This window comes from Mesorhizobium sp. WSM4808 (assembly GCF_055811675.1).
In genome coordinates this window covers 94,039-118,810 of the sequence record NZ_JBVVQX010000005.1, presented here as the reverse complement: position 1 = coordinate 118,810, position 24,772 = coordinate 94,039, and the positions used below count along the sequence as shown (strand labels likewise).

The 24,772-nt window shown below is 63.6% G+C and carries 28 protein-coding genes; 16 read left to right on the top strand and 12 right to left on the bottom strand.

The genetic code is table 11. From position 1 onward, the window contains the following. Positions 1–10: 10 nt before the first annotated feature. The 7 genes from AC0L2U_RS10590 to AC0L2U_RS10560 all read left to right on the top strand — a co-directional run bounded on the left by AC0L2U_RS10590 (position 11) and on the right by AC0L2U_RS10560 (position 6,456). Positions 11–172 (top strand): DUF1328 family protein, encoded by a 162-nt coding sequence (locus AC0L2U_RS10590; protein ID WP_013528842.1) that lies wholly within the window; start codon positions 11–13, stop codon positions 170–172. Between the two features lie 96 nt (positions 173–268). Continuing rightward, positions 269–1,153 (top strand): diaminopimelate epimerase, encoded by an 885-nt coding sequence (dapF, locus tag AC0L2U_RS10585; RefSeq protein WP_127808695.1) that lies wholly within the window; start codon positions 269–271, stop codon positions 1,151–1,153. Next, the gene (gene mtaB, locus AC0L2U_RS10580; protein ID WP_127808694.1) at positions 1,153–2,466 is read left to right on the top strand and encodes a tRNA (N(6)-L-threonylcarbamoyladenosine(37)-C(2))-methylthiotransferase MtaB; all 1,314 of its coding nucleotides are present in this window, start codon (positions 1,153–1,155) and stop codon (positions 2,464–2,466) included. The genes dapF and mtaB overlap by 1 nt, the downstream gene beginning before the upstream one ends. Before the next feature lie 480 nt (positions 2,467–2,946). Further along, the gene (gene ftsY / locus AC0L2U_RS10575) at positions 2,947–4,434 is read left to right on the top strand and encodes a signal recognition particle-docking protein FtsY (protein ID WP_473601974.1); all 1,488 of its coding nucleotides are present in this window, start codon (positions 2,947–2,949) and stop codon (positions 4,432–4,434) included. A gap of 61 nt (positions 4,435–4,495) precedes the next feature. Then, a complete protein-coding gene (locus AC0L2U_RS10570; RefSeq protein WP_027037447.1) occupies positions 4,496–5,170 on the top strand; it encodes a septation protein A in 675 nt (224 codons plus the stop codon). Positions 5,171–5,265: 95 nt separating this feature from the next. Next, entirely contained in the window at positions 5,266–5,886 is a 621-nt protein-coding gene (locus AC0L2U_RS10565; RefSeq protein ID WP_127268189.1) for a pyridoxamine 5'-phosphate oxidase family protein, read from the top strand. 39 nt (positions 5,887–5,925) lie between these two features. Beyond that, positions 5,926–6,456, top strand: a complete 531-nt coding sequence (locus AC0L2U_RS10560; protein ID WP_127395739.1) for an NADPH-dependent FMN reductase — start codon at positions 5,926–5,928, stop codon at positions 6,454–6,456. Positions 6,457–6,481: 25 nt separating this feature from the next. Here AC0L2U_RS10560 and AC0L2U_RS10555 read toward each other — a convergent pair whose 3' ends face one another. Together AC0L2U_RS10555 and AC0L2U_RS10550 are read right to left on the bottom strand one after the other, a co-directional pair. Continuing rightward, positions 6,482–6,688, bottom strand: coding sequence for a tautomerase family protein (locus AC0L2U_RS10555; protein WP_127268187.1), 207 nt, complete (start codon positions 6,686–6,688; stop codon positions 6,482–6,484). Between the two features lie 109 nt (positions 6,689–6,797). Further along, complete coding sequence (locus AC0L2U_RS10550) at positions 6,798–7,718, bottom strand: SMP-30/gluconolactonase/LRE family protein (protein WP_127268186.1); 921 nt, start codon at positions 7,716–7,718, stop codon at positions 6,798–6,800. Between the two features lie 261 nt (positions 7,719–7,979). Between AC0L2U_RS10550 and AC0L2U_RS10545 the strand changes: the two genes are divergently transcribed. Further along, positions 7,980–8,147: a hypothetical protein gene (locus AC0L2U_RS10545; protein ID WP_013528833.1), complete on the top strand. Its 168-nt coding sequence runs from the start codon at positions 7,980–7,982 to the stop codon at positions 8,145–8,147. Between the two features lie 157 nt (positions 8,148–8,304). On the opposite strand, the gene AC0L2U_RS10540 is transcribed toward AC0L2U_RS10545, so the two are convergent. The 4 genes from AC0L2U_RS10540 to ccmA all read right to left on the bottom strand — a co-directional run bounded on the left by AC0L2U_RS10540 (position 8,305) and on the right by ccmA (position 10,486). After that, complete coding sequence (locus AC0L2U_RS10540) at positions 8,305–8,883, bottom strand: DsbE family thiol:disulfide interchange protein (RefSeq protein WP_127320938.1); 579 nt, start codon at positions 8,881–8,883, stop codon at positions 8,305–8,307. Next, positions 8,880–9,047 carry a heme exporter protein CcmD gene (gene ccmD / locus AC0L2U_RS10535; protein WP_127268184.1) on the bottom strand — a complete coding sequence of 56 codons (168 nt, stop codon included), beginning with the start codon at positions 9,045–9,047 and terminating at the stop codon, positions 8,880–8,882. The genes AC0L2U_RS10540 and ccmD overlap by 4 nt, the downstream gene beginning before the upstream one ends. A 124-nt stretch (positions 9,048–9,171) precedes the next feature. Next, positions 9,172–9,837 carry a heme exporter protein CcmB gene (gene ccmB / locus AC0L2U_RS10530; RefSeq protein ID WP_128290105.1) on the bottom strand — a complete coding sequence of 222 codons (666 nt, stop codon included), beginning with the start codon at positions 9,835–9,837 and terminating at the stop codon, positions 9,172–9,174. Positions 9,838–9,862: 25 nt separating this feature from the next. After that, positions 9,863–10,486 carry a heme ABC exporter ATP-binding protein CcmA gene (gene ccmA, locus AC0L2U_RS10525; protein ID WP_128290106.1) on the bottom strand — a complete coding sequence of 208 codons (624 nt, stop codon included), beginning with the start codon at positions 10,484–10,486 and terminating at the stop codon, positions 9,863–9,865. A gap of 280 nt (positions 10,487–10,766) precedes the next feature. Here ccmA and acnA point away from each other — a divergent pair, with 280 nt between their 5' ends. Continuing rightward, the gene (gene acnA / locus AC0L2U_RS10520) at positions 10,767–13,457 is read left to right on the top strand and encodes an aconitate hydratase AcnA (protein WP_473601882.1); all 2,691 of its coding nucleotides are present in this window, start codon (positions 10,767–10,769) and stop codon (positions 13,455–13,457) included. Positions 13,458–13,545: 88 nt separating this feature from the next. On the opposite strand, the gene AC0L2U_RS10515 is transcribed toward acnA, so the two are convergent. Continuing rightward, complete coding sequence (locus tag AC0L2U_RS10515) at positions 13,546–14,217, bottom strand: ceramidase domain-containing protein (protein ID WP_128289721.1); 672 nt, start codon at positions 14,215–14,217, stop codon at positions 13,546–13,548. Positions 14,218–14,389: 172 nt separating this feature from the next. Between AC0L2U_RS10515 and AC0L2U_RS10510 the strand changes: the two genes are divergently transcribed. Beyond that, entirely contained in the window at positions 14,390–15,190 is an 801-nt protein-coding gene (locus tag AC0L2U_RS10510; protein ID WP_128289722.1) for a DUF1223 domain-containing protein, read from the top strand. A 606-nt stretch (positions 15,191–15,796) separates the two neighbouring features. Further along, positions 15,797–16,183 (top strand): DUF2794 domain-containing protein, encoded by a 387-nt coding sequence (locus AC0L2U_RS10505; RefSeq protein WP_127269004.1) that lies wholly within the window; start codon positions 15,797–15,799, stop codon positions 16,181–16,183. Between the two features lie 127 nt (positions 16,184–16,310). Here the strand turns inward: AC0L2U_RS10505 and AC0L2U_RS10500 are convergent, their stop codons facing one another. The 4 genes from AC0L2U_RS10500 to AC0L2U_RS10485 form a co-directional block, all read right to left on the bottom strand. Then, on the bottom strand, positions 16,311–16,883 hold the full coding sequence (locus AC0L2U_RS10500) for a GNAT family N-acetyltransferase (protein WP_128289723.1): 573 nt from the start codon (positions 16,881–16,883) through the stop codon (positions 16,311–16,313). Positions 16,884–16,989: 106 nt separating this feature from the next. Continuing rightward, the gene (locus tag AC0L2U_RS10495; RefSeq protein WP_127271172.1) at positions 16,990–17,769 is read right to left on the bottom strand and encodes a Bax inhibitor-1/YccA family protein; all 780 of its coding nucleotides are present in this window, start codon (positions 17,767–17,769) and stop codon (positions 16,990–16,992) included. A 228-nt stretch (positions 17,770–17,997) separates the two neighbouring features. Beyond that, positions 17,998–20,547, bottom strand: coding sequence for an ABC transporter permease (locus AC0L2U_RS10490; RefSeq protein WP_473601880.1), 2,550 nt, complete (start codon positions 20,545–20,547; stop codon positions 17,998–18,000). Then, the gene (locus AC0L2U_RS10485) at positions 20,547–21,242 is read right to left on the bottom strand and encodes an ABC transporter ATP-binding protein (protein ID WP_473601879.1); all 696 of its coding nucleotides are present in this window, start codon (positions 21,240–21,242) and stop codon (positions 20,547–20,549) included. The genes AC0L2U_RS10490 and AC0L2U_RS10485 overlap by 1 nt, the downstream gene beginning before the upstream one ends. An 85-nt stretch (positions 21,243–21,327) precedes the next feature. On the opposite strand from AC0L2U_RS10485, the gene AC0L2U_RS10480 reads away from it, so the two are divergent. Both AC0L2U_RS10480 and thpR read left to right on the top strand, forming a co-directional pair. After that, positions 21,328–21,972, top strand: coding sequence for an arylesterase (locus tag AC0L2U_RS10480; protein WP_127396962.1), 645 nt, complete (start codon positions 21,328–21,330; stop codon positions 21,970–21,972). 125 nt (positions 21,973–22,097) lie between these two features. Then, positions 22,098–22,694: an RNA 2',3'-cyclic phosphodiesterase gene (gene thpR / locus AC0L2U_RS10475; protein ID WP_292696563.1), complete on the top strand. Its 597-nt coding sequence runs from the start codon at positions 22,098–22,100 to the stop codon at positions 22,692–22,694. Here the strand turns inward: thpR and AC0L2U_RS10470 are convergent. Beyond that, entirely contained in the window at positions 22,598–23,116 is a 519-nt protein-coding gene (locus AC0L2U_RS10470; RefSeq protein ID WP_292696562.1) for a low molecular weight protein-tyrosine-phosphatase, read from the bottom strand. The two genes, thpR and AC0L2U_RS10470, sit on opposite strands and share 97 nt — an antisense overlap. 50 nt (positions 23,117–23,166) lie before the next feature. Between AC0L2U_RS10470 and AC0L2U_RS10465 the strand changes: the two genes are divergently transcribed. The 3 genes from AC0L2U_RS10465 to AC0L2U_RS10455 all read left to right on the top strand — a co-directional run bounded on the left by AC0L2U_RS10465 (position 23,167) and on the right by AC0L2U_RS10455 (position 24,722). Further along, on the top strand, positions 23,167–23,463 hold the full coding sequence (locus tag AC0L2U_RS10465; protein ID WP_127396626.1) for a 4a-hydroxytetrahydrobiopterin dehydratase: 297 nt from the start codon (positions 23,167–23,169) through the stop codon (positions 23,461–23,463). Positions 23,464–23,586: 123 nt separating this feature from the next. Continuing rightward, positions 23,587–23,949, top strand: a complete 363-nt coding sequence (locus AC0L2U_RS10460; protein WP_127322074.1) for a YkvA family protein — start codon at positions 23,587–23,589, stop codon at positions 23,947–23,949. Between the two features lie 269 nt (positions 23,950–24,218). Further along, a complete protein-coding gene (locus tag AC0L2U_RS10455) occupies positions 24,219–24,722 on the top strand; it encodes an invasion associated locus B family protein (RefSeq protein WP_127268363.1) in 504 nt (167 codons plus the stop codon). Positions 24,723–24,772 lie beyond the last annotated feature (50 nt).

The window sequence follows — 24,772 nt, the reverse complement described above, 5'->3', positions numbered from 1 at the left end:
AGGCATCGCCATGCTCAAATGGATCATCATCCTCCTGATCGTCGCCGCGGCGGCGAGCCTGCTCGGCATGCCGGCGCTGGCAGGTGCTGCCGCCACCGGCGCGCGCATCCTTATCGGCATCGTTCTGATCATCTTCCTGCTGGTGGTGCTGGGCATTTTCGCCGTCACGTAAGTCCGGCGCTTTCGCCGTGACCAAGCGGCTGCGCACTGGTAATTCCTGCCCGTTTCCGCCATATAGCGCCAAACGGACACGGAATTTTTCGGAGCAATGGCCAGCACTGCCCCTTTCGCCAAGATGAACGGCATCGGCAACGAGATCATCGTTGCCGATATGCGCGGCCGTGCCGATCGAGTGACGGCGGCGGCGGCGATTGCGCTGAACGCCGATGCCGCGACCAGCTTCGACCAGATCATGGCGATCCACGATGCCAGGACGCCGGGCACCGCTTTTTTCATCGACATATTGAACTCCGACGGAACCGGTGCGCAGGCCTGCGGCAATGGCATGCGCTGCGTCGTCCAGGCGCTCGCCGCCGAGACCGGCCAGAAGATCTTCACCTTCGAAACCGTGGCGGGCATCCTCAATGCGCGCGAACATGCCGACGGTTCGATCTCGGTCGATATGGGCACGCCGCGCTTCGGCTGGCAGGATATCCCGCTGGCCGAGGAATTCCGCGACACCCGCATGATCGAGCTGCAGATCGGCCCGATCGACGCGCCGGTGCTGCATTCACCCTCGGTCGTCTCGATGGGCAATCCGCACGCCATCTTTTGGGTCGACAATAACGTCTGGTCCTATGAGCTCGACCGCTTCGGCCCGCTGCTCGAGAACCACCCGATGTTCCCCGAGCGCGCCAACATAACCATCGCGCAGGTCACTTCGCCCGAAACAATGGTCATCCGCACCTGGGAACGCGGCGCCGGCCTGACCAAGGCCTGCGGCTCGGCCTCCTGTGCGGCCGTGGTGGCCGCGGCCCGTACCAACCGGACCGGCCGCAGCGTCGGTCTGTTGACGCCAGGCGGCGGTACGCTGCATGTCGAATGGCGCGACGATGACCATGTGGTGCTGACCGGCGCCGCCGAATGGGAATTTTCCGGCAGCTTCGACCCGTCGAACGGGACATGGGCCCGCGACACCGAAAGCGCGGCCTGATGTCCGCTCTGCCCAAGAGCCCGATGTCCCAGGGCATCGATGTCGTCACCTTCGGCTGTCGGCTCAACACCTATGAATCGCAGGTGATGCGGCGCGAGGCTGAAAGTGCCGGTCTGGGCGCGCTGGAAGGTGGCGCCGTGATCTTCAACACCTGCGCCGTGACAGGCGAAGCAGTGCGCCAGGCCAAGCAGGCGATCCGCAAGGCCCGCCGCGATAACCCGCGGGCGCGCATCATCGTCACCGGCTGCGCCGCGCAGACCGAGCCTGAAAAATTCGCCGCCATGGACGAGGTCGATCTCGTGCTTGGCAATGAGGAGAAGCTGAAGGCGCATTCCTATCGCGCGCTGCCGGATTTCGGCGTCAACGACACCGAGAAGGCGCGCGTCAACGATATCTTTTCGGTGCGTGAGACCGCAGGCCACATGGTCGACGCCATCGAGGGCCGGGCACGCGCTTTCGTCCAGGTGCAGAACGGCTGCGACCACCGCTGCACCTTTTGCATCATTCCCTACGGCCGCGGCAATTCGCGCTCGGTGCCGATGGGCGCCGTGGTCGAGCAGGTCAAGCGGCTCGCCGGCAACGGCTATGCCGAGATCGTTCTGACCGGCGTCGACATGACCAGTTTTGGGGCCGATCTGCCGGGCGCGCCGAAGCTTGGCAGGCTGGTGAAGACCATCCTCAGGCAGGTGCCCGATGTGAAGCGCCTGCGGCTGTCCTCTATCGATTCGGTCGAAGCTGACGACGATTTGCTCGATGCCATCGCCACCGAGCCCAGGCTGATGCCGCATTTGCATCTGTCGCTGCAATCGGGCGACGACATGATCCTGAAGCGGATGAAGCGAAGGCACCTACGCGATCAGTCGATCCGCTTCTGCGAGGATGTGCGCAAGCTGCGCCCCGGTATCGTCTTTGGCGCCGACATCATCGCCGGCTTCCCGACCGAGACCGACGAAATGTTCGAGAACTCGGAAAAAATTGTCGAGGAGTGTGGCCTGACCCATCTCCACGTCTTCCCCTTCAGCCCACGCGAAGGCACGCCCGCCGCGCGCATGCCGCAGCTCCGCCGCGAGGTCGTCAAGCAGCGCGCCGCCCGGCTGCGTGCCGCCGGTGAAGCTGCCTATTTCAGGCATCTGTCGTCGCTCACCGGAACGCGCCAGTCGATCCTGATCGAGCGCGACGGCCTTGGCCGCACCGAGGGTTTTACGCTTGCCGCACTCGGCACGGGCGCACCGGGTGAGATCGTCGGGGCTGAGATATCAGGCCACGATGGTAGCAGGCTGATCGCGGCGCCCCTTGCCGCCCGCGCCGCCTGAGAAACGCAAAGCATGGCTGGTTTTTTCAAGAAGATATTTTCGTTCGGCAAGAAAGAGGTTGTCGAGGAGCGGATCGACGAGACCGCCCCGCTGCCGCCGATCAAATGGGAAGCACTCGATACGCTGAAGCCGGCGGCCGAACAGGTCGTTCCGGAGTTCTTGAAGCGCGACGAGCCGCGGCCCGAGGCGGGAACGACGCCCGCGCCGGTAGTCGAGCCGGAGGTAATTCCTGCGCCGCAACCGGCGCCTGTCGAGGAACCGGCGCCCGAGCCGGAGCCAACCATCCCGCCAGTACCGGAGCCGGCTGTTCCCTCAGAGCCAGAACCTCTGCCGGAGGCCGAGCCGGCAGAAGAACCAGCGCCCGAGACGCCAGCCGAGCCGCCGGCTCCCGAGGAGATACCAACACCTCCCGCCGTTCCGGAACCCACGCCCGAACCGCAGCCGCAAGAAGTCCCTGCTCCGGCGCCGGCCGAGCCGGAGATCGTCCCGTCGCGGCCGGAAAAGCAGCCGGAGACGGCCCCGGTCGAAGTGCCGACGCCTGTCGAGGTTCCGGCAGAAACACCAGCGCCGATCGAGGTGCCGACACCGGCGCCGTCCCCTCTTCAGCCGTCTTCAGAGGCCGGCACCGCCCCTCATCCGCCTGCCGGCACCTTCTCCCCGTATAGAGACGGGGAGAAGGGGGCTAGCGGTGAAGTTGCGCCTCCTCTTGCAAACATCGAAGACGAAGCCTCAACGCTGACGCCCCCCTCTCCCCGTCCTTCACGGGGAGAGGGTAGGGGTGAGGGGCAGCACGAACTTGCGAAAGATTCGGCGCCACCCGTGGAAGCCATGCCGGCTGCTCTCGTGGCCGAAGCGCCCGCCGCCGAAATCGCACCTCCCATTCGCCAGCCTGCGCCGATCGAATCGCAGCCGGTCATTGCGGAAATCGCGCCCGAGCCGCAGTCTCTTCCACAACCCGCGCCGGAGCCGAAAGCCGCCCCTGGCAAGGTGACCGTCACCAAAAAGGTCGAGCAGAAGGCCGAGCCGCGGAAGGCGCCCGAACCGGCACCGAGGCGCTCCTGGTTCCAGCGCATGAAGGACGGGCTTGCCCGCTCCTCCAAGGAGCTCACCGGCAACATTGCCGGCGTCTTCACCAAGCGCAAGCTGGACGAAGAGACTTTGCAGGACCTTGAGGATGTGCTGATCCGTGCCGATCTCGGCATGGAGACGGCCTTGCGCGTTACCGACGCGCTGGCCGCCAGCCGCTACGGCAAGGACGTCTCCGACACTGAAGTCCGCGCCATCATGGCGGCCGAGGTGGAAAAGGTGCTGACCCATGTCGCCATGCCGCTGGAGCTCGACCTCTCGCACAAGCCCCATGTCATCCTGGTGGTCGGCGTCAACGGCACCGGCAAGACCACGACCATCGGCAAGCTCGCCGCCAAGCTCACCGATGGCGGCCTGTCGGTGATGCTCGCTGCCGGCGACACGTTCCGCGCCGCTGCGATCGAGCAGCTGAAGATCTGGGGCGAGCGGACGAAATCGCCGGTCATCGCCTCCAAGATCGGCGCCGATGCCGCGGGGCTGGCGTATGACGCCTTCGAGAAGGCCAGGGAAGCCGGTTCCGATGTGCTGATCATCGACACCGCCGGCCGCCTGCAGAACAAGACCGAACTGATGGCCGAGCTCGAAAAGATCGTTCGCGTGCTGGGCAAGCTCGATCCGGAAGCGCCGCACACCGTGCTGCAGACAGTCGACGCCACCACCGGCCAGAACGCGCTCAACCAGGTCGAGATCTTCCGCAATATCGCCGGTGTCAACGGCCTGGTGATGACCAAGCTGGACGGCACGGCACGCGGCGGTATTCTGGTGGCGATCGCGGCAAAGCACAAATTGCCGGTTTATTTCATCGGCGTCGGCGAACAGGTCGACGACCTCGAACCGTTCTCAGCAAGCGAATTCGCCAGGGCGATCGCTGGAGTAGCCTAACAAGCATGTCCCAAAAAGGTGCAGACTTTTTGGATCAGATCATGCGCAAGAAAGAGATTCCATGAACCCACCCATTCTCGAACGCGATCCGTCGGACCCGCAGAAGCAGAAGAAGGAAGGCGTCAATCCGCTGCTCAAGCTGGTGCTGGAGCTTGGGCCGTTGATGGTGTTCTTCTTCGCCAATGCGCGCGGCGGATGGCTGGTGCAGAAATTCCCTGTTCTGGCCGAGTTCGGCGGGCCGATCTTCGTTGCCACCGGGCTGTTCATGGCCGCCACGGCAATCGCCCTGATCGCCTCGTGGCTGCTCACCCGCACCTTGCCGATCATGCCGATGGTGTCGGGCGTCGTCGTCTTCATCTTCGGCGCGCTGACGCTCTATCTGCAGGACGACATCTTCATCAAGATGAAGCCGACCATCGTCAACACGCTGTTCGGAGGCGTGCTGCTCGGCGGCCTCTACTTCGGCAAGTCGCTGCTTGGCTATGTCTTCGATTCAGCCTTCAGCCTCGACGCCGAAGGCTGGCGGAAACTGACCTTCCGCTGGGGCCTGTTCTTCCTGTTCCTGGCCATCGTCAATGAGGTGGTGTGGCGCAATTTCTCCACCGACGCCTGGGTTACTTTCAAGGTCTGGGGCATCATGCCGATCACGCTTCTGTTCACCTTCAGCCAGATGCCGCTGATCCTGCGTCATTCACTCGAGGACAAGGCCGGCAAAGAAGAGAAGGCCGGGAAATAGAGCAACTCCAGGAAAAGTGTCCGGAGCTGCGTCAAAACAAAGGGAAACAGCGGTTCTGCGTTCGTGAGACAATGAACCGTTCCGGGGAGAGGGACATGGAATTCATCACCACGCACGACCAGTTGAGGACGATCTACAAGACGCCACGGCCGACCGACGGTTCTATCCGCAAGGAGCTGAAAAAACTTGACGGCCATTGCCGCTCCTTCATCGGCAAGAGCCCGTTCGTGCTGATCGGCTCGTCCGACGGTGCCGGCAACGCCGACGTGACGCCGAAGGGCGACAAGCCGGGCTTTGCCACCGTTCTCGACGACACCACCATCGCCATTCCCGACCGGCCCGGCAACAACCGGCTCGACACGCTGGAGAACATCCTCCTCAATCCCTCGGTCGGGCTGCTCTTCCTCATTCCCGGCATGAACGAGACGCTGCGCGTCAACGGCGATGCCCGCATCACCGTCGACGCAAATTTGCGCGAACGGCTCGCCGTCGACGGCAGGGAGCCGCAAAGCGTCGTCGTGGTCAGCGTCAAGGCCGCCTACATGCACTGCGCAAAAGCCTTCATGCGCTCGGATTTGTGGAAGCCGGAAACCTGGTACGACCGCGCGACGCTGCCGACGCTCGGCCAGATCATGCGCGATCAGCTGGCGGTTGCCGATTCCGCCGAGGCGACCGATCGCTGGCTCGACGAGGAATACAAGAAGACGATGTGGTAGCTTTCCGGACGCGATTCGCGTCTGGACTGATTCCATACTTTGCTGAACATCCTTGCCATTTCCGGCAGCCTGCGCGCGGCCTCCACAAATTCGGCGCTGATCGCCGCACTGGCGCGCGAAGCGCCGTCAGGCTGCCGCGTCACCGTCCGTGACGGGCTCGGCCGTATACCGATCTTCAATCCCGACGATGAAGGCGAGCGGACACCGCTCGAAGCCTCCAAGCTGATCGATGCCGTCAGCCGAGCCGACGGCCTGATCGTTTCCTGTCCGGAATATGCCCATGGCGTGCCGGGCGGGCTGAAGAACGCGCTCGACTGGCTGGTCTCGCGCGATGCCGCTGTCGCCAAGCCCGCCATGCTGGCACACGCCTCGCCGCGCTCGCTGTTCGCCCGCGCCGCACTGGCCGAGATCATGCGCACCATGTCGTTCGCACTTTGCGACGACGTGCTGGAGATTGCCCTGCTCGGCAAGAAGCCGCCGGAGGTGGAGGCCATCCTGGCCGAGCCGGAAAACCGGCTGGCGATGCGCGATGCGCTAGCCGCGTTCGTGGAGTTTATTCGCTCGCGTTGAGCGGCGGCCACCCCAGACCTTCGAGCTAGCCCTTTCGCAGCGTCTCCACATCAGTCTTCCCAACGTACCAATCGCGCGCGTTGATCTCTTCAAAAACCACCCAGACATCGTCGTTGCTGAGCCCGGTGGCGTCCATGATGGCCGCCGTGACCTTTTTGGCGATGTCCGCCTTCTTGCCCGCCGGATCGGCTGATATCACTTCCTTGACGATGCGGATGTTGACGAATGGCATTTTGTCCTCCCGGGATGTTCGTGCTCGCGACCCGCTTCGATGAAACCGTCGAACGGCCGCCAGTGCTCCAGTCTCAGCCAGTGCTCCAGTCTCAGCCAGTGCTCCAGTCTCAGTATGTCTTGGCGCCGTTGACCATCAGCCGCACCATGTAGAGCGACGTGGTGCCGGCGATGTAGAGGCAATTCAGCTTGTTGCCGCCGAACACGCAGTTGGCGGTAACTTCCGGCACCTTGACCTTGCCGATCAGCGTGCCGTCCGGATCGTAGCAATGGATGCCGTCGGCGGCACTGGTCCAGATGCGGCCGTCCTCGTCGAGCCTGAAGCCGTCGAACAGGCCGGCCGTGCAGTCGGCGAAGATTTTCTCGCCCGAAACCTTCTTGCCGCCCTTGCCGACATTGAACACCCGCATATGCGCCGGATTCTGGGCGCCATGCGTGCGGCCGGTGTCGACGACATAAAGCTTGCTCTCGTCGAGCGAGAAGGCCAGGCCGTTGGGCCGGACCATGTCGGTGATGACGGCTTCGACCTCGCCCGTGCCGGGATCGACCCGGTAGACATGGCAGGCGCCGATTTCGCTCTCGGCCCTGTCGCCCTCATAATCCGTATCGATGCCGTAGCTCGGATCGGTGAACCAGATCGAGCCGTCGGATTTCACCACCGCGTCGTTGGGCGAATTCAGCCGCTTGCCCTTCCATTTGGACGCGATCGTGGTGACCGAGCCGTCAAACTCGGTGCGGCTGACACGGCGGCCCGAATGCTCGCAGGTGATCAGCCGGCCCTGCCGGTCGACGCTGTTGCCGTTCGAATTGCCGGACGGCTGGCGGAAGACGCTGACATTGCCGTCGGTTTCGTCATAACGCAGCATGCGGTTGTTGGGGATGTCGGACCAGACGACATAACGGCCGGCGGCGAACCAGGCCGGCCCCTCCGCCCACTGGCATCCGGTGAACAGCTTCTCGACCTGCGCGTTGCCGTTGAACAGGCGCGCGAAGCGCGGATCGAGAATTTCATAATAGTCTGCGGCCGCCATGCTTTCCTCCCGGCATCAATGACACCGGATCAAGCCAGCCGGAGGGACAGAAGGCAATGTGGGTACGCACAGTGTCATGCAAAAGATCGCTTGCCGGCTCTGCGCATGACGTTAGCGCCGTATTAACCGGCTATGCGTCCAGCGCAATGGTGCATTGCAACATCTTCTTTTTGCAATGCACCATTACTATGTCATGGTTCGTATCGATCAAGGGAGGAAGAAACCGCCGCCGAAACGCGGCGCCAAAAAAGGAACCTTGCTATGATCCTCGACAGTCTCATGACCCGCGCTCGCAACAGCATTGCCAAGCGCAAGCACTACAACCGCCTTGTCGCCGAAATCGACAGCTTTTCCAGCCGCGATCTGGCCGACATGCGCGCCGATCGCTCGGAAATGCTCTACCAGATCCACAAGCAGATCTACGGCTGATCTCGAGTCCGATAAGACGCACCGCCAAGGTGCGTTGAGATTCAGGTCAGGCCGAGACGAAAACGGTGGTTTCCGAGAACCGGAGCGGAGCGTACTTAAGTACGTGAGCACCGGAAGCGCAGGAAGCCGCCGTTTGCAGGCCGGCATCACCTGAATATCAACGTGCCGCCAGCGCCTTGTCGATCTGTGGCAGCAAGAGATCTCTCGCCGTCTCGGGCGTCAGCGGGCCGACATGCTTGTAGGCGATCTTGCCGTCCTTGCCGATGACGAAGGTCTCCGGCACGCCGTAGACGCCCCAGTCGATCGCCGCGCGGCCCGCTTCGTCGACCCCTATCGCCTGGAACGGATTGCCGAGATCGCCGAGGAACCGGCGTGCATTTTCCGGCCGGTCCTTGTAGTTCAGCGCCGCCATGGTGAAACGCTTATCCTGCGACAGCGCCAGAAGCACCGGGTGCTCTTCGCGGCATGGCGCGCACCACGACGCGAAGACGTTGACCAATGTGACCTTGCCGGCGAAGGTTTTCGAATCGAGCCCTGGCAGGTTTGACCCCTCCAGCGCAGGCAGGCTGGTTTGCGGCGCAGGCAGGCCGATCAGGGCCGATGGCACTTCCGAAGCATCGCGCCCCGACAGCAGCTGCGACAGGAACAGTCCGGCCAGGCCGAGAAAGATCAGCAGCGGCAACAGCACGAACAGGCGACGAGTGCGTGGGGGCGGCGTTTCCGTTTCGGTGCTCATGGCTTTGCGGCCTTGTCGGAGCGCCGCCGCACGCCGGATGCCTCCAGTTCGGCGAGTTCGCGCTTGCGCGCCCGCTGGTCGAGCAGGATCCAGCCGATCAATCCGGCCAGCACCACGGCCGTAATGCCATAGGCGGCGGTCACGTAGAGTGCATGCGCGCTCATGCGACGGGCCTCGCTGAAGTGGGGGCTTCCAAGCCGATCATGTCGCCCAGTCTAGACATGCCTTTCCCTTAGCCTCGCTCCGTCGGCTTCGCAATCGGTCGCCGCGCCGCAGTCATACGCCGCGTCAATCTGTGCCATGTCGCAGCGCCAGCGCCGCCGAGACCGGACCCAGCACGCCAAGAAACAGGGTCAGCGCGGCAAGAATGAGGAAGGGCTGCAGAAACGGATCGGGATTGGCGGTCGCTCCATAGCTTGCCGAAACGCCGAAGATCAGCACCGGAATGGTCAGCGGCAGCACCAGCACCGAGATCAGCAGCCCGCCACGCGGCAGCGCCACCGCGACCGCCGCACCGGCGGCGCCGATGAACGTGATCGCCGGCGTCCCGACCAGCAGCGTCAGCGCCGTGGCGCCGATGCCTAGCGGCTCCATGTTCATGAACAGGCCGAGCAAAGGAGCCGCGATGACCAGCGGCAGCACGCTCCCCGCCCAATGCGCCAGGCATTTCACCAGCACCGTCACGGCCAGCATATGGCGATCATTGCCGAGCACCAGGAGATCGAGCGAGCCGTCCTCTCGGTCGGCCTGGAACAGCCGGTCGAGGCCGAGCAGGCAGGACAGCAGCGCGCCGATCCAAAGGATGGCCGGTCCGATGCGGGCCAGCAGCCTCAGGTCTGGCCCTACTCCGAACGGGATGGTGGCGATGACGGCGAGGAAGAAGATGACCCCGGTCAGCGCCCCGCCGCCGGCACGGATGTTGAGGCGGATGTCGCGGGCGAAGAGGGCTAGCATGGTATGAGATGCTCGCGCGCCATCATCAACCCGTTTCCCCCATCCTCAACTCCATCCCCTCGATCCCCAGCGGCAGATGCGTCGCCGCGACAATCATCCCGCCATCCGTGCAATGCTTGGCCATCAACCCCGCAAACCGCGCTTCCGACGCCTTGTCCAGCCCCGCTGTCGGTTCATCCAGCAACCACAATGGCCGGTGGCTGACCAGCAGTTTCGCGATCGCCGCGCGCCGCCTCTGCCCGGTCGATAGATAGCCGAACGGCAGGTGGCCGATGCCACCGAGCCCGACCGTTTCCAGCGCCTCTTCGACGCCGAGCTGTCCGTCGCCGTTGAAGTCGCGCCAGAAGCGCAAATTCTCCGCCACGCTGAGCGCCGGCTTCATTGCGTTCTGGTGGCCAAGGTAGTGACAGGCCGAGGCAACAGACGGGAACGCTTCGTCCCCGTCTTCAATCTCCATGGCACCCTCGATCCTCACGCTGCCTTGCGCCGCCGGCAGCAGCCCGGCGATGACCCGCAGCAAGGTCGACTTGCCCGATCCGTTCGGCCCGGTGACGATGAGCGCCTGACGCTCCTCCAGAACAAAATCGATGCCGGAAAACACCGCCTCGCCGCCTCGCTCGCCGCCCAGATTTTCGGCGATCAGCCGCATTCCTCGCCTGCCCTGAAACCATGTGTCGCGGCCGCTGCCGCATCGCACAAATTTGCTTTCCGACTGTCTAGAACTATTCCAGAAAATTCTCTATATGCGGTGCATCCGTGCCAGCGGTCGGCACGGGAACAGAATTAGCGCCGAACCAGCGCACGCGCCGCCTTGAACGGCTCGGGTTGCTTGGGAACGGACAGCGGAAATGGCCGTACCCGCACCTTTGCGCGTGATTGCATGCCATCGGCGTCCGTTCCCTTTCAGGCTGAACAGACAAGGATCGCACGTGTCAAAATCCCTCGACAGTTTCAATTGCCGCCGCACGCTGACCGCAGGCGGCGCGGAGTATGCCTATTTCGACCTCATAGAGGCCGAGAAGAACGGTCTCACCGGCATCTCGCAGCTGCCCTATTCGATGAAGGTGCTGCTGGAAAACCTGCTGCGCAACGAAGACGGCCGCTCCGTCACCAAGGAATCGATCCAGGCGGTGGCCGGCTGGCTGACCGACAAGGGCACCGCCGGCGTCGAGATCGCCTATCGCCCGGCCCGCGTGCTGATGCAGGATTTCACCGGCGTTCCGGCCGTGGTCGACCTTGCCGCGATGCGCGACGCCATGGCCTCGCTCGGCGGCGATCCGCAGAAGATCAACCCGCTGGTGCCGGTCGACCTCGTCATCGACCATTCCGTCATCGTCGACGAATTCGGCACGCCGATGGCTTTCGCCCGCAATGTCGAGCTGGAATATGAGCGCAACGAGGAGCGCTACAAATTCCTGAAATGGGGCCAGCAGGCATTCCGCAACTTCCGCGTCGTGCCGCCCGGCACCGGCATCTGCCATCAGGTCAACCTCGAATATCTCGGCCAGGTGGTGTGGACCAACACCGAGGACGGCGAAACGACGGCCTATCCCGACACCTGCGTCGGCACCGATTCGCACACCACCATGATCAATGGCCTTGGCGTGCTCGGCTGGGGCGTCGGCGGCATCGAGGCCGAGGCGGCCATGCTCGGCCAGCCTGTCTCCATGCTTTTGCCTGAGGTGATCGGCTTCCGCCTCACCGGCAAGCTCAAAGAGGGCGTCACCGCCACCGACCTCGTGCTCACCGTCACCCAGATGCTGCGCAAGAAGGGCGTCGTCGGCAAGTTCGTCGAGTTCTTCGGGCCGGGCCTCTCCAACATGACACTGGCCGACCGCGCCACCATCGGCAACATGGCGCCCGAATATGGCGCCACCTGCGGCTTCTTCCCCGTCGACTCGGAAACCATCCGCTACCTCACAATGTCCGGCCGCAGCGAGGACCGCATCGCGCTGGTCGAGGCCTATGCCAAAGCTCAAGGAATGTGGCGTGAGACCGGCTCGACCGATCCGGTGTTCACCGATCTGCTCGAGCTGGAACTTGGCTCCGTCGTGCCGTCGATGGCCGGACCCAAGCGGCCCGAAGGCCGCGTCGCCCTGGAAGGCATTCCGGAAGGTTTCGCCAAGGCGATGGAGACCGAATACAAGAAGGCCGCCGAGATCTCCAAGCGCTACGCAGTCGAAGGCACCGACCATGATCTCGGCCATGGCGATGTCGTCATTGCCGCCATCACTTCGTGCACCAACACCTCGAACCCGAGCGTGCTGATCGGCGCCGGCCTCCTGGCCCGCAACGCCAACCGCCTCGGTTTGAAGCAGAAGCCGTGGGTGAAGACCTCGCTGGCGCCGGGCAGCCAGGTGGTGGCCGAGTATCTGGAGAAATCCGGCCTGCAGAAGGAACTCGATCAGATCGGCTTCAACCTGGTCGGCTTCGGCTGCACCACCTGCATCGGCAATTCCGGCCCGCTGCCGGCGCCGATCTCGAAGACCATCAACGACAAGGGCCTGATCGCTGCCGCGGTCTTGTCCGGCAACCGCAACTTCGAAGGCCGCGTCTCGCCCGACGTGCAGGCCAACTATCTGGCGTCGCCGCCGCTGGTCGTGGCACACGCGCTGGCCGGCACCGTCACAAAGGACCTGACCACCGAGCCGCTTGGCGAGGACAAGAACGGCGAGCCGGTCTACCTCAAGGATATCTGGCCGAGCTCGGCCGAGATCCAGGAGTTCATCGAGAAGAACGTCACCCGCGAGCTGTTCGCCCGCAAATATGCCGACGTCTTCAAGGGCGACGAGTACTGGCAGAACGTCAAGGCGCCGGAAGGCCAGACCTATGCGTGGGACGACAACTCGACCTATGTGCAGAACCCGCCCTATTTCGCCGGCATGACGGCAGGTTTCGGCAAGATCGGCGACATCAAGGGCGCCCGCGTGCTCGGCCTGTTCGGCGACAAGATAACCACCGACCACATTTCGCCGGCCGGATCGATCAAGGCGGCCTCGCCGGCCGGCAAATACCTCACCGACCACGGCGTCGGCGTCGCCGACTTCAACCAGTACGGCACGCGGCGCGGCAACCACGAGGTGATGATGCGCGGCACCTTCGCCAACATCCGTATCCGCAACCACATGCTGGGCGAGAATGGCCGCGAGGGCGGCTACACCATCCACTACCCGTCGAAGGAAGAGGAATCGATCTACGACGCGGCGATGGAATACAAAAGGGAAGGCGTGCCGCTGGTTGTCTTCGCCGGCGTCGAATACGGCAACGGCTCGTCGCGCGACTGGGCAGCCAAGGGAACCAATCTCCTTGGTGTCCGCGCGGTCATCGCCCAGTCATTCGAGCGCATCCATCGCTCGAACCTGGTCGGCATGGGCGTCATTCCCTTCGTCTTCGAGGAAGGCACCTCATGGGCATCGCTCAACCTCAAGGGAGACGAGCTGGTCGAGATCGACGGCTTGAGCACCATCAAACCGCGCCAGACGATGATCGGCAAGGTCACCTATGGCGACGGCACGGTGAAAAATGTGCCGATCATCTGCCGCATCGATACGCTGGATGAGCTCGATTACTTCAAGAACGGCGGCATCCTGCAATACGTGCTGCGCGATCTGGCGGCTTAGTAAGGGAATAGGGCAGTAGGGCAGTAAGGGAGTAGGGAATAGAGCACCCTACTGCCCTACTGCCCTACTGCCCTACTGCCCTACTGCCCTACTGCCCTACCCGTGGCTTCCCAAACCGCGCCGCTGCCGCCAAAAGCACGCCGAGCATCACGCCGTTGAGGATGTGCCAGAGGAAGTGCGTTCCGAGCGGAAAGCTGCCGCAGATCACCGGGTCGATCATCCGGCAGATGACGGACACGACGAAGATCGCCGATCCCGCCAGATTATACCAGCCGGCGCGATTGCCGCTCACCGTCACCCAGACACCGAAGAAGGCGAGCGCCAGGAACGGCGGCAGATAGCCCGTCGTGCCGTTCGACGCCTGGCGCAGCCAGTCCGGCACGGCCAGGGTTATCGCCCCGGCAATCACATAGAAGGCGATGAAGATGGCGATGGCTTTGCCCCATCGCATGCCGAGGAAGCGACGCAGATTGAACAGCGTGTAGGCCAGCGTGAAGCCGGCGATCGGCAGCACGTCGGCCCAGACCGTGCCCTTGGTGGCAAAGGTGTGGAAGATCGTCGAGCCGATGCCGATCGCCACCACCCACCAGGCCAGCACCTCGGCGAAGGCGCCGGTGCCCAGCCTTCGCACCTCGCGCACGCCCCACAGGCCGGCGGCGATGAAGGCGAGGTTGGTCAGGGCGTTGACTGGCTCGGACCAGAATTCCGGGCCGGTCCGCTCGCAATAGAGGTCGACCGGCGCCAAAAACGTTTGCCACATCGTGATTGTCGCCCGAATCGGTTTCTATCCTGAAGCGCAGATCCTTCCTATTGCGGGGTTGCGGTCGGCTGCAATGGCAAAATTTCACCGCAACGTGACTTCCCGTTGACTTCCGCTTCTGCCACATATTTTAGCAATCAAGATAAAGCCGGCACCACCGGCGGGAATCGGAATGGCCATGGCCTCGCGAAAATCATTGTGGCTGGCAGCTCTTGCGCTGGCCTTCTCGGCGTCTGCCGGCGCCGGGCATGCCGGCGAATCTGATCGCGCCCATGCCGACCGGGTCCAGATCGACAGGCCCCAGATCGACAGGCCATTGGGCGTGGTCGAACTGTTCACCAGCCAAGGCTGCAGTTCCTGCCCGCCGGCCGATACGCTGTTCTCCGAACTTGCCGCCAAGGAAGATATCGTCGCGCTCGCCTATCACGTCGACTATTGGGACTATCTCGGCTGGCAGGATACGATGGGCCGCAAGGAGAACACCGAGCGGCAATACGACTACATGCGCGCCTTCGGCAGCCGCTCCGTCTATACGCCGCAGGCCGTTATCAATGGCCGTGTCCACGTCAACGGTGCCAGCCGCGGCGAGGTCGATGGCGCGCTCGCCCGCATGGCCAAGAGCGGCGAAGGCATGCGCGTCGCCGTCAAGGTCAGCCGCACCAGCGACCGTGTGACGATCGACGCTGGCGATGCCGGCAACGGCCCCAGCGACGCCCATGTCGTCATCGTCTATTTCGACCCGCCGCAGACGGTCAAGGTCGGCGAGGGCGAGAACACCGGCCGCAAGATGACCTACTGGAACGCCGTCACCGGGATACAGACCGCCGGCATGTGGCATGGCAAGGCACAACGCTACGAACTGCCGATGAGCGAGATTGCCAAAAAGGGCGGCTGCGCCGTGCTGCTGCAGTCGGTCGGCAAGGACGGCATGCCCGGTCCCATTCTCGGCGCCGCGTTCATCCACAAGCCTTAAGGCCTTCTTTCCTTCTCCCCTTGTGGGGCGAGCAGCCGGTTCGTCGAAGGCGAATTCATCGTGCCGGTGGCACGATGAAGGCCGGCGAACGCCGGGACGCTGCGAAGCAGCGCGGACCCGGCAGGGTGGATCGACTAACCACGCCCGGCCCTTCGCAGGCTCAGGGCGTTCGAAGCTCGAAAAGCCAAGCAATTGGCTTTTCGTTCGCTGCGCGAACCGCTTCTCACCCAATAAAAAACCGACGTCAGCTTGCTTCTGACGTCGGTCATTTAGGTTTTGGGATCGTCGCACCCGGTTCTTCCGAAGAAGAACCGAGGTTGGTTCGATCCGACGCAGACCCGTGGGCGGGGGGCTTGGGGTTTACGAGCCGGTGCCGGACCGAACCGTCTCAGGCAACACCGGTAAATTCGTCGGACATTGGGGCATGAGCGCGGATAAAAAAAGGCAGAAATGTGGCGGAACATCACCAATTCCAACACGGCGTTTCATAAAAGTGACTGGACGTAACGGAAACAGCGCGGCGCGGGGCTCGGTTCGCTGGGCTTGCAATTCAGTCGCGAACACGCCAACTTTGGTTGGCAAAGATTCATTTTGAAGGATCGAGGCATGACCGATGACAGCGGCGGGACGGGGGATGGGGATGCATCCGCGATATTGATCCCGCTGCACGAGGCGCGACGCGAACGTCTCGATCAGCCGGTGCGGTTCGACCGCCGCGAGCTGGACCAGATCCTCAGGCTCTACGGACGCATGGTCGCCGCCAATGAATGGCGCGACTACGCCATCGATCATCTTGCCGATCGCGCTGTGTTTTCCGTATTCCGCCGCACCAGCGAAGTGCCGCTGTTCCAGATCGTCAAGGATCCGAAACTGGCCCGCAAGCAGGGCGCTTTTGCCGTTATCGCCGCCGGCGGCCGCATCCTGAAGCGCGGCCAGGAACTCGGCCGCGTGCTTGGTGTGTTCGACAGCAAGCTGAAGCTGGTCGAAGCCTGAGCTGGGGAATTAGAGCAGGGGAATTGAAGAACTGGAGAATTGATGAAAAGGGCACTCGACGCCTGATGTAATCGCCTTCCTCTTCAGTTCTTCAGTTCTTCAATTCCCCAATTCTTCAGTTCCTTCTTCAATCCCCTCCAAGGCGAAACTTCCGCTCCGGCAGCGATTCGGGATCGGGCGGCAGCGTCGCACCGCCATTCAGCGACAGCTGCATGAACACCGTGTCCAGCCAGCGCCCATGCTTGTAGCCGGAACCATCAAGGCGCCCTGAATGGCGAAAGCCGAGCTTTTCGTGCAACCGCACCGAGGCGCTGTCGGGACGGCCATCGCCGATCACCGCGATGATCTGGCGAAAGCCCGCCGTCGTCACTGCCTCGATCAGGCTTTGCATCAGCTTGAGCCCGACGCCCTGGCCCTTGGCCTCGGGCGCGACATAGACCGAATCCTCGACGATGAAGCGATAGGCCGGGCGTGGCCGGAAGGCGCCGGCATAGGCGTAGCCGAGAACGGCGCCGTCCTTCTCCGCCACCAGGTAAGGAAAGCCGCCGGCCGTCAGGCTGTCGAATCGAACACCCATCTCCGCACGGCTCGGCGGCTCCAGCTCATAGCTCGCCGTGCCTTGGGTCACCGCATCGGCATAGATGTCCGTGACGCTGTCGAGGTCGGCCACCGTGGCAGGCCGGATCGCAATATTGCTCATTGTTTATGCATGCCGTTTCTCTGCTCGCAATAACAGCAAAGGCCAAGACAAAAGAAAAGGGCGGCCGTTGGGCCGCCCTTCCGGAAGTTGATGGTCCAATGCCGCTTTAGCGGCGGTCGCCCATGAACTGCAGCAGGAACATGAACAGGTTGATGAAGTCGAGATAGAGCGTCAGAGCGCCCATGATCGCCTTGCGGCCGGCGACGTCGGAAGTGTCGCCCTCGAAATACATCTCCTTGATCTTCTGCGTGTCATAGGCGGTCAGGCCCGCGAAGACCAGCACGCCGATCGCCGACACAGCAAAGGACAGCGCCGACGACTGCAGGAAGATATTGATCACCGACGCGATGATGATGCCGAACACGCCCATGATCAGGAACGAGCCCATCGCCGTCAGGTCGCGCTTGGTGGTGTAGCCGAACAGCGACAGCGCACCGAAGGCGGCGGCCGTGGCGAAGAAGGTCTGTGAGATGCTGGCCGTGGTGTAGACCAGGAAGATCGAAGACAGCGACAGGCCGACGAGACCAGCATAGACCCAGAACGTCGTCTGCGCCGCCGAAACGCTCATCGACTGAACGCGGAACGACAGGAACAGCACGGCAGCCAGCGGCGCCAGCATCACCACCCAGCGCAGCGGCGAGCCGAAGATCGCGTAGCCGAAGGAGGTCAGCATCTCGCCGCTTGGCAGCGTCGCGACAGCCGAAGCCGGATCGGTGGTGGTGGCCAGCATGATCGTGCCGATCGCGGCAAGACCAGTGATGAGGAGGCCAAGCCCCATCAGATTGTAGACCCTGATCATATAGGCGCGCAGGCCCTGATCGATGTCGGCACCGACGCTGACGCCGGGCACGGCGCGCGTCTGGTAGTTGCGAATGGGATCAGCCATTGTAGTCCTCTATTGCTTCTGCCCCGTCGGGTGTCAGGTCCTTCCGGACCCAGGCGCCGCTGGCAGGGCTCCAGCATGCCTGTGGCGAAATATGATGGTTATTCGCGTCAAGAACAAGTCCGTAACCGGATGTAACGGTTCGTGAGAGGGCGAAGTGCCGATTCCTCGGCTTTTCGGAGGGCTTTCTTACCAAGATTTAATCCAGCATGCCCATTTCCGGGCCTGTCGTCACAAATTGCGCAGCACCGGCGCTGCCTTGTGGCCGAGCACCCGCCAGGTGCCGGCAAGACCAATGCCGACCGTGATCACCAGCGAAAACAGAATGGTCGCCACTGCCACCTCGGGCATGAAATGCGACGGCAATGTCATGATGCGCGCGACGACGAACCAGGCCGCCGCACTGCCCGCCGCCAGCGCGAAGATGGCGGTGGCCAGTCCGATCAGCATGTATTCGAGCGAGAAGGCCGATATCAGCGTCGTGCGTGTCGCCCCCAGCGTCTTCAGCACCACCGCATCATGGATGCGCGCCCGGTTGCCGGCGGCGAGCGCACCGGCCAGCACCAGCACCGAAGCGATCAGCGCCACGCCGGCCGCGGCCCGGATCGCCGAGCCGAGCTGTCCGACCAGCCGGTTGACGACATCGAGCGCGTCCTTGACCCGCACCGTCGTCACCGCCGGGAAGGCGCGGGTGACGGCGTTGAGGATGCGGGCGTCGTCGGCCGTCGAGGTACTCTTTTCGGTCAGCGTCGCCATCCAGCCATGCGGGGCGCCCGCGAATGTGTTGGGCGAGAACACCATGACGAAATTGATGCCCATCGTCTCCCACTCGACCTGGCGGAAATTGGCGATCCTGGCGGTGACATTGCGTCCGAGCACGTTGACGGCGATGGTATCGCCGAGCTTCAGCCCGATCTCCTTGCCTTCTTGCGCCGAAAACGAAACCAGCGGCTCGCCGCTGTAATCTTCGGGCCACCAACTGCCCTCGGTCAACGTCGCGTTCTGCGGCTGCCTGGTGTCATAGGTCAGGCCGCGGTCGCCCCTCAGCACCCAGGCGCCTTCCGCCGGCACCTTCACCTTGTCGACATCGATACCGTTCAGCGCCATCACCCGGCCGCGCAGCATCGGCACCTTGGCCAGTACGCCCTGCGGCGCCTCCTTGCCGATCAGCGCCGAGAAAGACGCGACATCGGCGCTCTGGATGTCGACGAAGAAGAAGTTCGGCGCCCGTTCCGGCAGGCTGCCGGAGATCTGCCGCCTGAGATTGCCGTCGATCAGCGCCAGCGTCACCAGCAGCGTCAGGCCGAGCCCCAAGGACAGCACCACCGATGGCGTCAGCGCGCCTGGCCGATGGATGTTGCCGATAGCGAGCCTGAGCGCCACGAAGCGCACGCGCGGGCTCTTCCTGGCCGCCCATTGCACCAGTGCGCCGACCACGCGCAGCACCAGGAAGGCGAAGACGGTAGCGCCGACAAAGATCGAGGCGATGCGCTGGTCGCCGGAAAACAGAATGGCCAGCGCCGCCAGCAACAGCGCGATGCCTATGGCCGCCGCGACATAGGCGGGGCGCGGCAAGCCGCGGCCTTCCAGCCCCATCTCGCGAAACAGCGCGGTTGCCGGCACATCGCGGGCGCGGCCGAGCGGCAGCAGCGCGAAAGCCAACGTCACCAGCAGGCCGAACAGCGCCGCCATGCCGAGCGCGCCGGGATAGAAGCCGCCTGCGGCCGGCACCGGAATGACGGATTGCAAGGCCGCACTCGCTGCGAACGGCATCAGCGCGCCGAGCACAAGGCCCAGCACGATACCCAGTGCGGCAATGATCAGGATCTGCACCAGATAGACGGCAAAGACGAAGCCGCCCGAAGCGCCCAGGCTCTTGAAGGTGGCGATCACGCCGCGCTTGCCGTCGAGATAGGCGCGCACCGCATTGGCGACGCCCACACCGCCGACCACCAGCGCCGTCAGCCCGACCAGGGTCAGGAACTGAGAGAAACGTTCAATGTTCGACGACAGCGCGGGCGCCGCGTTGCTGCGTGTGCGGATCGACCAGCCTGCTTCGGGGAAATCCGTGGCCGCCTGGTCCTGGACGCCCTTCAGTCGCGCCTCGTCGGCGTCTGCCGGCAGGCGGATCTTGTAGGCATTCTCGACCAGGCTGCCCGGCTGGATCAGTCCAGTGGCCGCCAGCCCGTCCGTCGAGATCATCAGCCTTGGCGCGAAGCCGAAACCGTCGGACACGGCGTCCGGTTCGGCGACCAGCCTGGCGCGCAGTTCGAAAGTGGCGGTACCAAGCTTCAGCCGGTCGCCGATCTTGACGTGCAGCCGCTCGAACAGAAGGTCGGGTGCCGCCGCACCGAAGACGCCGAACTCTTCGCCGAACAGTTCCTGTTTCGACAGTGCCGGCTCGGTCTCCAGCGTGCCATAGAGAGGATAGGCATGGTCGACCGCCTTGGCCTCGACCAGCGCCTGGTCGGATCCGTCGGCCAGACGCGCCATCGAACGCATGCTGGCGGTCCGGGAAACTGTGCCGAGCCCGTCAAGGAAGCTGCGCTCCGCCTGGCTGGCGTCACGCTGATTGATCTCGAAGCGAAGGTCGCCGCCCAGCAGCGTCTGGCCCTGATTTGCGACACCGGCGGTGATCGAACGCGCCACCGAGTTGACGCCGCCGATGGCCGCGACGCCGAGCGCGATGCAGGCGAGAAAGATCAGGAAGCCGGACAGGCCGCCGCGCATCTCGCGCAACGAGAAGCGGACCGCGAGCCTCAACGTCCGGGACAGCGGCATCAGGCCGTCACCTTGACAGGCGCCGGCGCCTCGATCCGGCCCGAGCGCATCGATACCTGGCGCGAACAGCGTGCCGCGAGCGCCGGATCATGGGTCACCAGCACCAGCGTCATGCCGCGCTCGGCCGCCTTGGCAAACAGGAGGTCGGCGACCTGCCGCCCGGTCGCCTGGTCGAGATTGCCGGTCGGCTCGTCGGCGATCAGGATGCGCGGCGACGGCGCCAATGCGCGGGCGATCGCCACGCGCTGCTGCTCGCCGCCCGACAATTCGCCGGGATAGTGGGTGACGCGGTCGCTGAGGCCAACCGCCGCCAGCTCGCGCGCCGCCACCGAAAACGGATCGACATGGCCGGCCAGTTCCAGCGGCACCGCGACATTTTCCAGCGCCGTCATGTTGGGAATGAGATGGAAGGACTGGAACACGATGCCAATGTTTCGGCCTCGAAACGAAGCAATCTGGTCCTCGCTTTTGCCGTTGAGCAACTCACCAGCGATTCGGACCGTACCCGAATCGACCCTTTCCAGGCCTGCCAGGACCATCAGCAATGTCGACTTGCCGGAGCCCGAAGGCCCGACGATGCCGGTCGCCTCCCCGGTCGCCACATCAAGGCTGACACCCTTCAGCACATGGACCGATGAAGCGCCCTCGCCAAGGGTCAGGGATACATCTTTCAGCGCGATGACGGCTTCTGTCAAAATGAAATCGTCCTATAATCTGGGAAGGCTCTGCTTGCCGGAAGCCGTCGACTGAAGAATTCCTAGCTCATATGGGGCCTGCCGCATGTCTTTCAAACGCAGTATTGCCGCAGGCCTCATGGTTTTCCTCGCCATTTGCGGCGCCATGCCGTCAGCGCGTGCCGAGCCGTTCAAAATCGTCGGCTTCGGCGACAGCCTGACGGCGGGCTATGGCCTTGGGCCGGACCAGGGCTTTACCGACAGGCTGCAGGCCGCCCTTCGCGCCAAAGGCCATGATGTGAGCGTCGCCAATGCCGGCGTTTCCGGCGACACGACGAGCGGTGGCCTGGCGCGGCTCGACTGGTCGGTGCCCGACGGCACGCAACTGGTCATCCTCGAACTCGGCGCCAACGACATGCTGCGCGGCGTTTCGCCCGACATCACCAGGAAGAACCTCGACGAGATGCTGAGCAAGCTGAAGCAGCGCAAGATTGCCGTGCTTCTGGCCGGCATGCGTGCCGCACCCAATCTCGGCCCCGACTACCAGAATGCGTTCGACGCCATTTTCCCGGACCTGGGGAAGAAATACGACGTCGTGCTCTACCCGTTCTTTCTCGACGGCGTCGCCGGCCAGCCCGGCATGCAACTCGAGGACGGCCTGCATCCGAGCGTTGAAGGCGTCGACCAGATAGTCGAACGCATCCTGCCGACGGTCGAGAAGGTGATCGCGGCAGTGCCGGGCGATTCCTAGCAGATTGGAACTGTTTCCGCGCAGGGGGCTTTTAACAGGGACTGTGGCCAACAAACCTCTTGCTCCGTTTGACTATCGATGATTCGCTGGGGATGACAGTTCGATTCGAGGAAGGGAGGCTCTTCATGCCGCGTCTTTTCACCGCCCTCGAAATTCCGCGTGACGCTGCCCTTTCGCTGTCCCTGCTGCGGGGCGGCTTGCCGGGAGCCCGCTGGATTGATGTCGAAAACTACCATCTGACGCTGCGCTTCATCGGCGATGTCCCCGGCCATGTCGCCGACGAGATCGCCAACGCGCTCGACCGCGTCCACCGCCCTTCCTTCTCGCTGGCGCTGTCCGGCGTCGGCGCTTTCGGCCAGAAGAAGCCACATGCGGTGTGGGCAGGCGCTTCCGCCTCGCCCGGTCTGGCCGCCCTTCAGGGCGAGATCGACCGCATCTGCCAGCGGCTCGGCATCCCGGCCGATCCCCGCAAGTTCATGCCGCATGTCACGCTGGCACGCTTACGCAATTCGACCCCGCTGGACGTCGCCCAATATCTGTCGGCGCGCGGCAATTTCTCGACGCTGCCGTTCCGCGTCGGCCGTTTCGTGCTGATGTCGTCGCGCGATTCGGTCGGCGGCGGACCCTACATCGTCGAGGAAGCCTGGCCGCTGTCAGGCACGGACGCCCGTGCGTCCACCCTTGTCGCCAGCGCCTCCGACGCCTCGCGGATCATGCGATAGGCGGAAGCGAAGGCTTCTGCCTCGTCATGATAAGGATCCGGCACGTCGCGTGACTTCCCCTGCGCGAACTCCAGGAACAGATGAATGCGGTCCTGCACGGCTGCCGGCGCCAGCGCCTTCAGGTCGGCGACATTCGACCGGTCCATGCCGAGGATCAGGTCGAAACGGTGGAGGTCCTGCGGCGTGACCTTGCGCGCCCTTTGCCCGGAAATGTCGACGCCGTGCCGCACCGCGATCGCGATCGCGCGTCGATCGGGGGCAGAGCCGGCTTCCCAGTCACTGGTTCCCGCTGAATCGAGCAGGATATCCCGGGCCGATCCGCGCTCGGCCCAAACGGCGCGGAAGACACCTTCCGCCAGCGGCGACCGGCAGATATTGCCGAGGCAGACGAAGAGAATGGAGTTTATGGGCTTCGCGCTCATCGATCCGTCGCTATGGTGAGGGTCGTTTTCGAATAGCACAGGATATGGACATGGCGAGAGAGAAACTGGGCAGGCAAGCCGCTGAAGCCGCATTGACCGGTCTTGACGGCTGGGCGCTGGCGGAAGACGGCGCTTCCATCAGGCGCACATTCACCTTCGCGAATTTCTCCGAGGCTTTCGCCTTCATGACCCGCGTCGCGCTTGCCGCCGAGACGATGGACCATCATCCCGATTGGTCGAATGTCTACAAGACCGTCGACGTGACGCTGAACACTCACGACGCTGGCGGCGTCACCGCGCTCGATATCGATCTGGCCAAGAAAATGAACCGTTTTGCCGGCGCCTGAGGCCTGGTATCGCCTCGACAAGCCCAAATCGGCACCGGCATCTTGTAGCCGGGGTCGGGTTTCACCACATTTTCCCCCGCGGGCATGCGCCGGATGCGCATGGGCGCTCGCAAGGAGACACTGATGGCGCAACAATCCGGTTTTGATTTCTTCGGCTTTGGCGGCAAGCTGGCAGACGAGAGCGAAGTGCGCGAGAAATTCTGGCGCACAGCCAAGAAGGCCGCGCGGCAGATCCCCTACATGGAAGAGGTCGTGGCCGCCTACTACTGCGCCATGGACAAGAACACCCCGCTGCGCGCCAAAGGCATTCTGCTGGCCGCGCTCGGTTATTTCGTGCTGCCGGTGGATGTCATCCCCGACTTCGTCTTCGGGCTTGGCTTCACCGACGACATCGCCGTGCTCACCGCCGCGATCACCGCCGTCAGTGCCCACATCACCACTGCGCACCGGCAGGCCGCCAGGGACGCCATGGCCGACAAGGGCTGAACTCACGCACGGAACGCCGTTGAAGCCGGCTTTCTGCGGCAGCGTAAAAAGTCAAACTCTTGCCGCTTTCGTGGCCTCCAAGTCGCCAAAGGGATGTCGCACCAGCCGCTCGCAAGGCGGCGGCGCGGGAATGGCGGCGGTTTCCTCGGGTAAGGATCCTTTTCTCTTCGGAAATTCACCGTTTGGTAACCCAGATTAAATCAAAATGAAGCGACGGGCAGGACGCCAAGCCGGCCTGCCTCCGCACCATTTGGAATACGGGAAAAGCGATGCGCGGATTAATTGCACTAGTTTCGAGCCTGGTCCTGGTGGCCGTGGCAGCGCCGGCGCTGGCGCAGTCGGCGACCAAGATCGGCCAGCACAATGCCTGGGGCACCTACAGTTACCAGGCATCGGGCGGCAAGGTCTGCTATGTCCTGACCGTGCCGACCGACAAGCAGCCGCCGACGCTCGACCATGGCGACATGTTCTTCTTCGTCAGCCAGCGGCCCGGCCAGCAAGTGTCCTACGAGCCGCAATTCATTGCCGGCTACAATTTCCAGGACGGCTCCAAGGCCACCGTGACCATCGATAAGAAGACGTTTTCGATGTTCACCCGCGGCAAATCGGCCTGGGTCGAGAATGCCGCCGAGGAGCCGGTGCTGATCGCCGCCATGAAGACCGGCACCGACATGAAGGTGACGGCGAAGTCCGGCCGCGGCAATCCCACCTCCTATGTCTTCTCGCTGAAAGGTATTTCGGCGGCGCTGACGTCGATTGCCAAGTGCAAATAGGCAAGGAGTGCAGGCACGCACTTCGCTTTGAATGAAAGGCCGGGCCGCAA